Below are 12768 nucleotides of genomic sequence, written 5' to 3' on the forward strand. Positions count from 1 at the left end.
AAACATCAGCCTCGCGACTACACCTCGCTGAGGCTCTCCCGCGCCTCGTAAGCCAGGCGCACCGGGGCGAACGAGCGGCGATGGATCGGCGTCGGGCCCAGACGAGCCAAGGCTTCCAGATGAACGGGCGTTGGGTAACCCTTATGCCCGCCGATGCCATAGCCGGGGTAGATCAATTCGAAAGCCGCCATTTCACGGTCTCGGCTGACCTTGGCCAGGATGGAAGCCGCCGCAATAGCAGGCACCTTGCTATCACCCTTCACCACCGCTTCCGACGGCATCGCCAGTTTCGGGCAGCGATTACCATCGATCATCGCCATCTTTGGCGTGATGTGCAGGCCCTCTACCGCACGCTGCATGGCAAGCATGGTGGCGTGCAGGATGTTCAGCTCATCGATTTCCTCGACCTCGGCCCGGGCGATATGCCAGCTCAGGGCTTTCTCACAGATCTCGTCGTAGAGCTTTTCGCGGCGCGCTTCGGTGAGTTTCTTCGAATCGTCAAGACCCAGGATCGGACGGTTCGGGTCAAGAATGACGGCCGCCGTAACGACGGCGCCGCACAGCGGCCCGCGCCCTACTTCATCAACGCCGGCCACCAGTTCATCGGCGTGGGCAACCAGGCTGAAATCCAGGCCCATTTGCGTCTTCATAGGGTGTCCTGTCGATGGCCGATCAAGGTGAGCACGGCATCCGCCGCCTGGTTCGACGCATCACGGCGCAACGTGCGGTGAATATCGTCAAAGCCACGGGTCTGCTCTTCGCCACCCTCTATCAAGGGAAGTACGGTCTGCGCCAGGGCTTCAGGGGTCGCGTCGTCCTGTAGCAACTCCGGCACCAACAGGCGCTGGGCCAGCAGATTGGGCAAGGAGATGTAGGGACTTTTGACCATGCGCTTGAGAATCCAGAACGTCAGTGGTGCAAGACGATAGGCCACTACCATCGGACGCTTGTACAACAACGCCTCGAGAGTAGCAGTGCCTGAAGCGATCAGCACCGCATCACAGGCCGCGAGCGCGAGGTGCGACTGACCATCCAGCAGCGTCAGCGGTAAGTTGCGACCGTCAAGCAAGGCCTCGATCTGCGTACGACGTTGCGGGCTGGCACACGGCAGCACGAAGCGCACACCCGGTTTCAAGACCATCAAGCGCTCGGCGGCATCAAAAAACAGCGCGCCCAACCGCCCGACTTCACCACCGCGGCTGCCCGGCATCAGTGCAACCAGCGGGCCATCGGCCAAGCCCAGCTCGGCACGCGCCGCTGCGCGATCGGCCTGCAGAGGGATGGTGTCGGCCAACGTGTGCCCCACAAAGCGCACCGGTACACCCTTCTCTTCATAGAATCGGGCTTCGAAGGGCAGCAAGGTCAGCATCAGGTCGCAGCCTTCGCGGATCTTCAGCACGCGCTTTTGCCGCCATGCCCACACGGACGGGCTGACGTAATGCACGGTCTTGATCCCGGCCTGGCGCAATTTGAGTTCGATGTTAAGGGTGAAGTCCGGCGCGTCGATTCCGATAAAGACGTCGGGCTTTTCTTCAATCAGTGTCTGGATCAGCAGTTTGCGGCGAGCCAGCAGCTCTCGCAGTCGCCCCAGCACTTCCACCAACCCCATGACGGACAGGCGTTCCATGGGAAAGTAGGACGTGAGGCCCTCGGCCTGCATCAACGGCCCACCCACCCCGATAAACTCGACGGCAGGATGCTGGGCCTTGAGTGCACGCATCAGGCCTGCCCCCAGAATATCGCCGGAAGCTTCCCCGGCCACCAACGCTATACGCAGATTGGCCATGATTAACGGGTGATGCCGCGAGTCGACGCCTGGATCGAGTCCCGGAACACGGCCACTTCCGGAAACTGTGCAGCCGACTCGGCCAGTTCGGTCAATGCCTGCTCAACCGTCAGCCCCTGGCGGTAGACCACCTTGTAGGCACGACGCAGGGCATGGATCTGGTCTTCGCTGAAACCACGACGGCGCATGCCTTCGAAGTTCATGCTGCGGGCTTCGGCCGGGTTGCCGAATACCGTGACGAATGCCGGAACATCCTTGCCGATTGCGGTCCCCATGCCGGAAAAGGCGTGGGCACCGATATGGCAGTACTGATGGACCAGGGTGAAGCCGGACAGAATTGCCCAGTCGTCAACGTGCACATGGCCTGCCAATGCAGTGTTGTTGACCAGGATGCAGTGGTTGCCGATCACGCTGTCATGGCCGATATGCGCATAGGCCATGATCAGGTTGTGATCACCCAAGGTGGTCTCGGCACGATCCTGCACGGTGCCACGATGAATGGTCACACCTTCACGGATGATGTTGTGGTCACCGATTACCAGGCGTGTTTCTTCACCCTTGTACTTCATGTCGGGGGTGTCTTCGCCTACCGAGGAAAACTGGTAGATACGATTATGCTTACCAATGCGCGTCGGGCCTTTGAGGATCACATGCGGCCCGATGACAGTCCCCTCGCCGATTTCAACACCTGCGCCGACGATCGACCAAGGGCCGACCTCAACGTCGGCGGCCAGTACGGCCGACGGATCGATGATTGCGCGAGGGTCAATCAAACTCATAGTTTGCGTTCCGCACAGATGATCTCAGCCGAGCACACCGGCTTGCCATCCACCGAGGCCTGGCATTCGAACTTCCAGATCTGGCGTTTGCAACTGATGAACTTGGCTTCCAGGATCAACTGGTCGCCCGGCGTGACCGGATTGCGGAAACGCAGTTTGTCGGAGCCCACGAAATAGTAGAGCGTGCCGTCGGCAGGCTTGAGGTCGAGCATTTTGAAACCAAGGATACCGGCAGCCTGGGCCATTGCTTCAATGATCAACACACCTGGCATGATGGGATGCGCGGGAAAGTGGCCGTTGAAGAACGGTTCGTTGATGCTGACATTCTTGTAGGCACGAATGCGCTTTTCCTCGACATTGAGGTCCACTACGCGATCCACCAGCAGGAACGGGTAACGGTGAGGCAGGTATTCGCGAATCTCGTTGATGTCCATCATTTCGGGGGGAAGCCTGTAATAAAGATTGGGGGCGGGCGAACTAAAAGCACGCCCCGCTAGCAAATCAAGGAAGCCGCCCAGCGGCTGTGCACACTTGATATGGAAATGGTATCAGCCTTCTGATGAAGCATTACCGCCAGGGGTCACGTCTCCAACACGCTTTTCAAGCTGTTTGAGGCGTCGGGCCATGTCGTCAAGCTGTCTCAAGCGCGCTGCACTTTTACGCCACTCAGCCGCCGGCTGCATGGCAGTACCGGAAGAGTAGGCCCCTGGCTCGGTGATCGAGTGGGTGACCATGGTCATGCCGGTGATGAAAACGTTGTCGCAAATATCGATATGCCCCACCAGCCCTACGCCACCGGCGAGCATGCAATGCTTGCCGATTTTGGTGCTGCCGGAGATACCGACACACGCCGCCATGGCGGTGTGGTCGCCGATCTGCACGTTGTGGGCGATCTGGATCTGGTTGTCGAGCTTCACGCCGTTACCGATTACGGTATCAGCCAGGGCGCCACGGTCCACGGCGGTGTTAACGCCGATTTCCACGTCATCCCCAATCAAGACACCGCCAACTTGGGCAATCTTGTGCCAAACGCCTTTGGAATTGGCAAAGCCGAAACCTTCACCGCCGATCACTGCGCCCGACTGAATAATCACGCGTTCACCGATACGCACATCGTGGTAAAGGGTGACCCGCGGAGCCAACCAGCCATCGGCGCCGATTTCACAGCGCGCCCCGATAAAACAATGGGCACCCACGGTGACGCCAGCGGCAATACGTGCGCCACTTTCGATCACGGCAAACGCACCAATGTTGGCAGCGGGGTCAACGTGGGCATCATCGGCAATCACCGCGCTCGGATGAATACCACCGGCGGCCTTGGGCTTTGGATCGAACAGGTGCGACGCTTTCGCGTACGACAGGTACGGGTCGGCCACCACCAGCGCATCCCCGGCGTAACCCTCGGCATCAGCAGCCTTCAGCAACACGGCTGCGGCTTGGCAACCGACGAGGTACTTACGGTATTGAGGATTTGCGAGGAAGCTCAACTGAGCTGGGCCAGCCTCCTGCAAGGTGGCTAGCCCAGTGATTTCCTTCTCCGGGGAGCCGTGCAAGACGGCCCCCAGGAACTCGGCCAACTCGCCGAGCTTGATAGTCGCGGTCATGGGTTACTTCAGCTGGTTCATGCGCTCGATCACCTGGCGGGTGATGTCGTATTGAGGCTTGACGTCGATTACGGCGCCACGCTCGAACACCAGGTCAAAGGCACCTTTCTTGATGACTTCTTCCACAGCGCTGTCGAGTTTCGGCTTGAGCTGCTTGAGCATTTCACGGTCAGCAACGGCCTTGGCTTCGTTCAGTTCCTTGGACTGGAACTGGTAGTCACGGGCCTTTTGCTTGAATTCAAGCTCCAGACGCTCGCGCTCGGGCTGCTGCATCTTGTCGCCACCGGCTACCAGGCGATCCTGGATGCCCTTGGCGCTGCTTTCTAGGGTCTTGAGCTTGGTCAGCTGCGGACCGAATTTTTTCTCGGCATCCACGGCGTATTTCTTGGCCGCATCGGATTCCAGCAGAGCCATCTGATAGTTCAGGACGGCGATTTTCATTTCGGCGAAGGCCGGGGTGGTTACCAGCACAGTTGCCAGCAGAACCAATTGAGTCAACTTACGCACGATGCACTCCTACAGAATCCGTTGTCGTTATCTTGGGTCAGACGCTTAGAACGTCTGGCCGAGGGAGAATTGGAAAATCTGGGTTTCAGCGTTATCCGGTTTCTTGACCGGCATGGCCAGAGCAAAGCTCAACGGGCCAAGCGCAGTTACCCACGTCACACCTACACCAACGGAGCTCGCCAGGTTGGACAGGCTAACATCATTGCACTGGGTGTTGGACTTCACGCCGCTCGGGTTGGTGATCTGCTCACACTTGGAGTCGAACACGTTACCCACATCCCAGAAGACCGAAGTACGCAGGGAACGCTGATCTTTGACAAACGGCAGCGGGAACAGGATTTCCGCACCACCCTGGATCAATACGTTGCCACCGAATGGCAATGGCTTGTCGTCCGAGTCAACAGTTGTGCCCTGGTTACCAGTCACACCCACACCACGGCTCGGCGTACCACGTGGGCCCAGGGTGCTGTCCTTGAAGCCGCGAACCGAGTTGAAACCACCTGCATAGTAGTTCTCGTAGAACGGTAGACCACTGGTGGAACCATAGCCATCGCCATAACCCAGCTCAGTGTGCAGGCGCATGGTGTAGTTATCGCTCAGCGGCTGGAACAACTGGCCACGGTAGTCGAGCTTGAAGAACGACAGGTCGCTGCCCGGCGTAGTGGCTTCCAGCGTCAAGCTCTGGGAGTGACCACGGGTCGCCAGCACACCTTTGTTCAGGGTCGACTCGGACCAGCCGGCCGACGCCTTGAAGTTCGTGAACTGATCGCCTTCCTTACGAACAAAGTCAAAGATCTCATCCACGGTGTACACACCGGTCTTGATCTTGTCCTGTTGCGCGGTCAGACCAAAGGTCAGACGCGAGGTCTCGCTGATCGGGTAACCAATGTTGGCACCCACACCCATGCTGTCGATTGCATAGCTTGCAACGTCGACGTCGAGGTCTTTGTAGTCAGTGGTGCGATAGAAGGCGTTGTAGCCCAGGCTCACACCGTCAGCAGTCCAGTAGGGATCGGTATAACTGAAGTTATAACGGCTCTGGTATTCGCTTCGGGTCAGGCCGACAGACACACGGTTACCCGTACCGAGGAAGTTGTTCTGTGTGATCGAGCCACCCAGAATCAGGCCCGCGCTCTGTGCGAAGCCGACGCTGGCGGTGATCGAACCCGAGGCTTGCTCTTCAACGGCGTAGTTCACGTCAACCTGGTCATCCACACCTGGGACGGCCGGGGTTTCGACGTTGACTTCCTTGAAGAAGCCCAGGCGTTCAAGACGGGTCTTGGACTGGTCGATCAAGTAGGTCGACGCCCAGCCACCTTCCATCTGGCGCATTTCACGGCGCAGCACTTCGTCCGCAGACTTGGTGTTGCCACGGAAGTTGATGCGGTTCACGTAGGCACGCTTGCCCGGGTCGACCACGAAGGTAATGTCCACGGTGTGGTCATCATCATGCGGGGTCGGTACGCCGTTGACGTTGGCGAAGGTATAGCCTTCGTTACCCAGGCGACGGGTGATCAACTCGGACGTGGTGGTCATCAGCTTGCGCGAGAACACCTGGTCCTTCTGCACCAGCAACAGCGACTTCACCTGGTCTTCAGGTACTTTCAGGTCGCCGCTGAGCTTGACGTCACGAACCTTGTACTTTTCGCCTTCGTTGACGTTGACGGTGATGTAGACGTGCTTCTTGTCCGGGGTGATGGACACCTGGGTCGAAGCGATGTCCATGTTGATATAGCCGCGGTCCAGGTAGTAGGAGCGCAGACGTTCCAGGTCACCGGACAGTTTTTCACGGGCGTACTTGTCATCGTTCTTGAAGAACGACAGCCAGTTGGTGGTCTTGAGTTCGAACAGGTCGATCAGGTCTTCATCAGCAAACTTGGTGTTACCCACCACGTTGATATGCTGAATGGCCGCTACCGTACCTTCGTTGATGTTGACCTTCAGGCCGACACGGTTACGCGGTTGGGGGACGACTTCGGTTTCCACGGTCGCGGAGTAGCGGCCCTGGGCAACGTACTGGCGTTGCAGTTCGTTACGCACACCCTCAAGGGTAGCGCGCTGGAAGATCTCGCCCTCGGCCAGGCCGGATTGCTTGAGGCCCTTCATCAGGTCTTCAGTGGAGATCGCCTTGTTGCCCTCGATCGTGATACTGGAGATCGAAGGCCGCTCAACGACCGTGATAACCAGGACGTTGCCTTCGCGACCCAGCTGGATATCTTGAAAGAACCCGGTTTTGAACAGCGCACGAGTGGATTCCACCAGGCGACGATCATCAGCCTGTTCCCCGACGTTCAACGGCAAGGCACCAAAGACGCTACCTGCGGAAACCCGCTGGAGGCCGTTGACGCGAATATCGGAGATAGTGAAGGACTCGGCGTGAACTTCGGCGATCATCAATACGGTGAGAACCGCAGTTAGCAGCAGACGTTTCATGAAGTCCTTTCTTATTCCAACTGGCAATAAACAAACTGCCGCAAAATGCGGCAGATTCGCAATTCAGCGAAGCGTTACAGACGTCCCAGATCGTTGACCAGAGCTAACAACATCACTCCAACCACCAAACTGATACCGATCTGTATCCCCCAACCCTGCACCCGATCCGACAAGGGGCGACCACGCACCCACTCGACCAGATAAAACAGCAGATGCCCCCCATCCAGTACTGGAATAGGCAGCAAATTCAGAACCCCAAGGCTGATACTCAGATAAGCCAGGAAATTCAGGAAATCCGCGACACCCGACTGGGCAGAAGCGCCCGCCACTTTAGCAATGGTTATCGGCCCACTCAAGTTTTTTACCGAGAGCTCGCCGAACAACATTTTTTTGAGGGATTCGAGGGTCAGCACGCTCATGGTCCAGGTGCGTTTCGCGCCCTCGCCAATCGCGGCCAGCGGCCCGAAGCTGACCTCTCGCACCATCGATGGCGGCCACTCGACACCCTTGACCCCCGCCCCCAGGTAACCCCCGGCGGCCTTGGCCTCCCCACGAACCGACAAGGTTACGGGGACGTCGATTTGAGCACCATCACGTTCAACTTTCAGCACAATTTTGGTATCGGGCCGTACACGTACCAGATCGACCACTTGCTGCCAGTCACCGAGCACCTGGCCATCCAGGGCCAACAGGCGATCACCGGTTTTCAGACCTGCGGCCTGGGCCGGGCCTTTCGGATCCAGCTCCGCCAGCACTGGCGGCAAAGCCGGTCGCCACGGACGAATCCCCAGGGACTTGATCGGATCAGGCTCATCCGCACCCTTGAGCCAATGATCCAAGGCCAGTTCGCGCGCGGTCTCAAGCGTGGAGTCCTGGTCGCGAACCACAACACTGACGGTACCGCTCTCGCCCAGACGCCGCACCAACTGCAAATTGACCGCCCCCCAACCGGTGGTTGGTTCGCCATCAATGGATACAATTTCCTGCCCCGCTACCAGGCCAGCCTTCGCCGCCATGCTGTCTGCGTCGACCGCGCCGATAACCGGACGCACCTGCTGACTGCCCAGCATGGCCAACACCCAGAAAAACACCATCGCCAACAGGAAGTTGGCGATCGGACCGGCGGCGACGATCGCGATACGCTGACGAACGGTCTTGCGATTGAAAGACTGGTCCAACTGGTCGGCCGGCACTTCACCTTCGCGCTCGTCGAGCATCTTGACGTAACCACCCAGTGGTATGGCGGCAATCACGAACTCGGTGCCACGACGGTCATGCCAACGCAACAAGGGCATGCCGAAACCGACTGAAAAGCGCAGTACTTTGACGCCGCAACGACGCGCCACCCAAAAGTGGCCGAATTCGTGGAAGGTCACCAACACACCCAGAGCAACCAGGGTGCCGACAATCATATAAAGCGCACTCATCTAATTTCTCCGCCTTTCAATCCAGTGCCTGCGGGCTCAACCGCACCTACAGGCTAACGCGCGTTGCGTTCCAACCATTGCTCGGCCAGGCCGCGGGCCTTCCTATCAGCTTCAAACACGGCGCTCAGGTCGTTGACAGCCACTACCGGCTCCCGAGCCAGGACATCCTCGATAATACTCGCGATCTGCGGAAAACGGATGCGCCGCTCAAGAAAGGCCGCGACCGCCACCTCATTGGCCGCATTAAGCATCGCCGGCGCGCTGTTACCCGCCTCCACCGCCTCACGCGCCAGGCGCAGACAAGGAAAACGCTGCTCGTCCGGCGCTTCGAAGTCCAGGCGCGCAATTGCAAACAAGTCCAACGGCGCCACACCGGAATCAATGCGTTCAGGCCAAGCCAGGGCGTTGGCGATGGGCGTACGCATGTCTGGGTTGCCCAACTGCGCCAGCACCGAGCCATCCACGTAATCGACCAGGGAATGAATCACACTTTGCGGGTGAACCACCACCTCGACCTGATCCGGCCGGGCATCAAACAGCCAGCAAGCCTCGATCAGCTCCAGCCCTTTGTTCATCATGCTCGCCGAATCCACGGAGATCTTGCGCCCCATGGACCAGTTGGGGTGTGCACAGGCCTGATCCGGAGACACATGCTCCAACTCAGCCAGAGGCGTCTGCCGAAACGGCCCACCGGAGGCGGTCAACAGAATCCGACGCACGCCAACCTGGCTCAAGCCACGGGAGAAATCACCCGGCATGCACTGGAAAATCGCGTTATGTTCGCTGTCGAGAGGCAGCAACACCGCGCCACTCTTGCGCACCGCCTGCATAAAGAGCGCGCCGGACATAACCAGCGCTTCTTTATTGGCCAGCAGAATCTTCTTGCCTGCATCGACCGCCGCCAGCGTCGGACGCAAACCCGCTGCGCCGACAATGGCAGCCACGACGGTGTCCACTTCGGCATCGGCCGCCACCTGGCACAACCCCGCCTCCCCCACCAATACCTGAGTGGCAAGGCCGGCAGCGCGCAGGTCATCCTGCAAACCACGCGCCACCGCCGCCTCGGGCACCACAGCAAAGCGTGGCGAGTGGCGAACGCAAAGGGCCAGCAACTCGCTCAGGCGGGTAAAACCAGTCAAGGCAAATACTTGATAGCGATCGGGATGACGCGCAATCACATCCAGGGTACTCAGCCCTACCGAACCGGTCGCCCCCAGTACGGTGACTTGCTGCAGACGGCTCACGAGGCAGTCATCCACAACAACACGGCAAAGATCGGAATCGCCGCGGTGAGACTGTCGATACGGTCCAATACACCGCCATGCCCCGGAAGCAGGTTGCTGCTGTCCTTGATACCGGCCTGGCGCTTGAACATGCTTTCGGTGAGGTCACCCACCACCGAAATGAACACGACAATGGCCGTACCCAACAGCGCCAGGAAGATTTCCTTCACCGACCAGTCGCGCACAACGCCGACAACCAGCGTGATCGCCAGCGTCAATGCGAGGCCGCCGTACACGCCTTCCCAGCTCTTGCCCGGACTGACCGCCGGCGCCAGCTTGCGCTTGCCGAACGCCCGACCGGAGAAATAGGCGCCGATATCCGCGCCCCAGACCAATACCATCACCGCCATGATCAACCAGTTGCCCATGGATGCATTCTTGATCTCCACCAGGCCTTGCCAGGCGGGCAGCAGGATCAACAAGCCAATCACCAGCTTGCATGCCACGCTGGACCACTGGCCACTGGTTCGTGGGTAGGTGAGCACCAGGTAGGTCGCCAGCGCCCACCACAGCACCGCCGCCCCCAACACCCAAGGCACGATGATGCTCGACAGGGTATGCATCAGGAACAGCGACAGCGCCACGAATGCCGCGTACGCCACACGTGGCGCCTGGGCATTGAAACCCGCCAGGCGCGCCCATTCCCAGGCCCCAAGTGTTACGACCAGGCCGATAAACAGCGCAAAGCCGGAACCGTCGAGCAGGAAAAAACCGCACAAGGCAATCGGCAGCAGGATCAGTGCCGTGATGATTCGTTGTTTAAGCATTTAAACCCGGGCTCCAGCTTCGATCTGCTCGCTCGTTTTACCAAAGCGACGCTGACGGGAAGCGAAATCGGCCAGCGCATTACGCATGGCATCGTGTTTGAAGTCCGGCCAGAACAGGTCGGAGAAGTACAACTCGGTGTAGGCCAACTGCCACAACAGGAAATTGCTGATGCGGTGCTCGCCACCGGTACGGATGCACAAGTCAGGCAACGGCAGGTCGCCGGTTACCAGGCAGGTTTGCAACAGTTCGGGCGTAATGTCTTCCGGCCGCAGATGCCCGGCCTGCACTTCGCGGGCCAGCCGTTGCGCAGCCTGGGCGATATCCCACTGGCCACCGTAGTTGGCTGCAATCTGCAGCACAAAACGGTTGGCGCCAGCAGTCATTGCCTCGGCTTCGCGCATGGCCGCTTGCAGTTCCGGATGGAACCGCGAGCGATCACCAATGATGCGCAGACTGATGTTGTTATCGTTGAGGCGCTTGGCCTCACGCCGCAGCGCCTTGAAGAACAGGTCCATCAAGGCACTGACTTCATCGGCGGGCCGCTGCCAGTTCTCGCTGGAGAAGGCAAACAGCGTCAACACTTCAACCTTGGCTTCGGCACACACCTCAATCACGGCGCGCACCGCATCGACACCCGCTTTATGCCCGGCAACACCCGGCATAAAGCGTTTTTTCGCCCAGCGATTATTCCCATCCATGATGATCGCGACATGGCGCGGTACCACGGAGGGCACAGTCTGCTTGGTCTTTTCCATGAAGGCGTCCTGACCCCTTATACGGCCATCAGGTCCTTTTCTTTTTCCTCGGTAGCCTTGGTGATCTGCGCCTCGGCGTCCTTGGTCAACTTGTCGATATCGGCGACGGCACGACGCTCTTCGTCTTCGCTGATTTCCTTGTCCTTGACCAGCTTCTTCAGGTCACCCAGCGCATCGCGACGGATATTGCGCACGGCAACACGCGCATCTTCGGCTGCGCTGCGGGCCTGCTTGGTGAAGCCCTTGCGGGTTTCTTCAGTCAGGGCCGGCATGGAGATCAACAGCAACTCACCCAGGTTGGTCGGGTTGAGGTTCAAGCCGGCGCTCTGGATGGCCTTGTCGACGGCGGCGAGCATGTTGCGCTCGAACGCCACGACTTGCAGGGTGCGCGAGTCCTTGACCGTCACGTTGGCCACGCCGCTCAGCGGAGTGTCAGCGCCGTAGTAAGGCACCATGACGCTGCCCAGAATGCTCGGGTGCGCCTTGCCGGTACGAATCTGGCCAAATGCGTGGCTCAGAGACTCCAGGGATTTCTGCATACGCGCTTGGGCGTCTTTCTTGATTTCGTTGATCATTGTTGGCCTTCCTCGATCAAAGTCCCTTCTGCGCCGCCGTGTACGATATTCAGCAGGGCGCCGGGCTTGTTCATGTTAAATACGCGCAGCGGCATCTGGTGGTCGCGGCACAGGCAAATAGCGGTCAGGTCCATCACGCCCAGCTTGCGATCCAGCACTTCATCGTAGGTCAGATGATCGAACTTCTCGGCATGCGGGTCTTTGAATGGGTCTGCGGTGTACACACCGTCCACCTTGGTCGCCTTGAGCACGACATCGGCATCGATCTCGATAGCGCGCAGGCACGCAGCCGAATCGGTCGTGAAGAACGGGTTGCCCGTGCCGGCAGCAAAGATCACCACTTCCTTGGAGTTCAGGTGACGCATGGCTTTACGACGATCATAGTGATCGGTCACGCCGACCATGGAAATAGCCGACATCACGATAGCCGAGATATTGGCACGCTCCAGGGCGTCACGCATGGCCAAGGCGTTCATCACAGTGGCCAGCATGCCCATGTGGTCGCCAGTGACCCGATCCATACCGGCGGCACTCAGCGCCGCACCACGGAACAGGTTACCACCACCGATCACCAGGCCAACCTGAACACCGATACCGACCAACTGGCCGACTTCAAGCGCCATGCGATCGAGCACCTTGGGATCGATCCCGAACTCTTCCGAGCCCATCAGGGCCTCGCCGCTAAGTTTGAGTAGAATGCGTTTATAGCGAGCCTGATAACCACTGCCCTGCTGAGCCATTGCGAATCTCTCCTGCGGCGTATTTTTTAAAAAATTCTTGGCGAGCCGTTTACGGCTTGCGTTCACTCTAGCTGGACGCTATCACAGCGCCATCGGAACACGGCTTTGTAA

13 protein-coding genes are annotated in these 12768 nt (G+C 59.0%); all 13 read right to left on the bottom strand.

Translation table 11 applies throughout. The annotated features are described in order from the left end of the window. Positions 1-17: 17 nt before the first annotated feature. Positions 18-650 carry a ribonuclease HII gene (gene rnhB, locus JBE38_RS13065; protein WP_060754047.1) on the bottom strand — a complete coding sequence of 211 codons (633 nt, stop codon included), beginning with the start codon at positions 648-650 and terminating at the stop codon, positions 18-20. Then, positions 647-1786, bottom strand: coding sequence for a lipid-A-disaccharide synthase (gene lpxB, locus JBE38_RS13070; RefSeq protein WP_161549853.1), 1140 nt, complete (start codon positions 1784-1786; stop codon positions 647-649). Before lpxB ends, rnhB begins: the two co-directional genes overlap by 4 nt. Before the next feature lie 2 nt (positions 1787-1788). After that, on the bottom strand, positions 1789-2565 hold the full coding sequence (gene lpxA, locus JBE38_RS13075) for an acyl-ACP--UDP-N-acetylglucosamine O-acyltransferase (RefSeq protein ID WP_060754045.1): 777 nt from the start codon (positions 2563-2565) through the stop codon (positions 1789-1791). Further along, the gene (fabZ, locus tag JBE38_RS13080) at positions 2562-3002 is read right to left on the bottom strand and encodes a 3-hydroxyacyl-ACP dehydratase FabZ (protein WP_003172281.1); all 441 of its coding nucleotides are present in this window, start codon (positions 3000-3002) and stop codon (positions 2562-2564) included. The genes lpxA and fabZ overlap by 4 nt, the downstream gene beginning before the upstream one ends. 111 nt (positions 3003-3113) lie before the next feature. Then, positions 3114-4169 carry a UDP-3-O-(3-hydroxymyristoyl)glucosamine N-acyltransferase gene (lpxD, locus tag JBE38_RS13085; RefSeq protein ID WP_205344421.1) on the bottom strand — a complete coding sequence of 352 codons (1056 nt, stop codon included), beginning with the start codon at positions 4167-4169 and terminating at the stop codon, positions 3114-3116. A gap of 3 nt (positions 4170-4172) precedes the next feature. After that, a complete protein-coding gene (locus JBE38_RS13090; protein WP_060754043.1) occupies positions 4173-4676 on the bottom strand; it encodes an OmpH family outer membrane protein in 504 nt (167 codons plus the stop codon). Positions 4677-4721: 45 nt separating this feature from the next. After that, the gene (bamA, locus tag JBE38_RS13095; RefSeq protein WP_090366392.1) at positions 4722-7109 is read right to left on the bottom strand and encodes an outer membrane protein assembly factor BamA; all 2388 of its coding nucleotides are present in this window, start codon (positions 7107-7109) and stop codon (positions 4722-4724) included. A 74-nt stretch (positions 7110-7183) separates the two neighbouring features. Further along, positions 7184-8536, bottom strand: coding sequence for a sigma E protease regulator RseP (gene rseP / locus JBE38_RS13100; RefSeq protein ID WP_205344422.1), 1353 nt, complete (start codon positions 8534-8536; stop codon positions 7184-7186). A 53-nt stretch (positions 8537-8589) separates the two neighbouring features. Next, positions 8590-9780, bottom strand: coding sequence for a 1-deoxy-D-xylulose-5-phosphate reductoisomerase (gene ispC / locus JBE38_RS13105; RefSeq protein ID WP_205344423.1), 1191 nt, complete (start codon positions 9778-9780; stop codon positions 8590-8592). Further along, the gene (locus JBE38_RS13110) at positions 9777-10586 is read right to left on the bottom strand and encodes a phosphatidate cytidylyltransferase (RefSeq protein WP_090366395.1); all 810 of its coding nucleotides are present in this window, start codon (positions 10584-10586) and stop codon (positions 9777-9779) included. Before JBE38_RS13110 ends, ispC begins: the two co-directional genes overlap by 4 nt. Next, the gene (uppS, locus tag JBE38_RS13115) at positions 10587-11342 is read right to left on the bottom strand and encodes a polyprenyl diphosphate synthase (RefSeq protein ID WP_060754038.1); all 756 of its coding nucleotides are present in this window, start codon (positions 11340-11342) and stop codon (positions 10587-10589) included. A 17-nt stretch (positions 11343-11359) separates the two neighbouring features. Then, on the bottom strand, positions 11360-11917 hold the full coding sequence (gene frr / locus JBE38_RS13120; RefSeq protein WP_016974404.1) for a ribosome recycling factor: 558 nt from the start codon (positions 11915-11917) through the stop codon (positions 11360-11362). Next, positions 11914-12657, bottom strand: coding sequence for a UMP kinase (gene pyrH / locus JBE38_RS13125; protein WP_060754037.1), 744 nt, complete (start codon positions 12655-12657; stop codon positions 11914-11916). Before pyrH ends, frr begins: the two co-directional genes overlap by 4 nt. Positions 12658-12768: the final 111 nt, after the last annotated feature.

The sequence above is a fragment of the Pseudomonas sp. ICBG1301 genome (assembly GCF_016918385.1).
In the GTDB taxonomy this organism is placed as follows: Bacteria; Pseudomonadota; Gammaproteobacteria; order Pseudomonadales; family Pseudomonadaceae; genus Aquipseudomonas; species Aquipseudomonas palleroniana.

Coding starts and splice junctions, on each gene's coding strand:
- rnhB (WP_060754047.1), bottom strand. CDS start 650: ATGAAGACGCAAATGGGCCTGGATTTCAGCCTGGTTGCCCACGCCGAT.
- lpxB (WP_161549853.1), bottom strand. CDS start 1,786: ATGGCCAATCTGCGTATAGCGTTGGTGGCCGGGGAAGCTTCCGGCGAT.
- lpxA (WP_060754045.1), bottom strand. CDS start 2,565: ATGAGTTTGATTGACCCTCGCGCAATCATCGATCCGTCGGCCGTACTG.
- fabZ (WP_003172281.1), bottom strand. CDS start 3,002: ATGATGGACATCAACGAGATTCGCGAATACCTGCCTCACCGTTACCCG.
- lpxD (WP_205344421.1), bottom strand. CDS start 4,169: ATGACCGCGACTATCAAGCTCGGCGAGTTGGCCGAGTTCCTGGGGGCC.
- bamA (WP_090366392.1), bottom strand. CDS start 7,109: ATGAAACGTCTGCTGCTAACTGCGGTTCTCACCGTATTGATGATCGCC.
- rseP (WP_205344422.1), bottom strand. CDS start 8,536: ATGAGTGCGCTTTATATGATTGTCGGCACCCTGGTTGCTCTGGGTGTG.
- JBE38_RS13110 (WP_090366395.1), bottom strand. CDS start 10,586: ATGCTTAAACAACGAATCATCACGGCACTGATCCTGCTGCCGATTGCC.
- uppS (WP_060754038.1), bottom strand. CDS start 11,342: ATGGAAAAGACCAAGCAGACTGTGCCCTCCGTGGTACCGCGCCATGTC.
- frr (WP_016974404.1), bottom strand. CDS start 11,917: ATGATCAACGAAATCAAGAAAGACGCCCAAGCGCGTATGCAGAAATCC.
- pyrH (WP_060754037.1), bottom strand. CDS start 12,657: ATGGCTCAGCAGGGCAGTGGTTATCAGGCTCGCTATAAACGCATTCTA.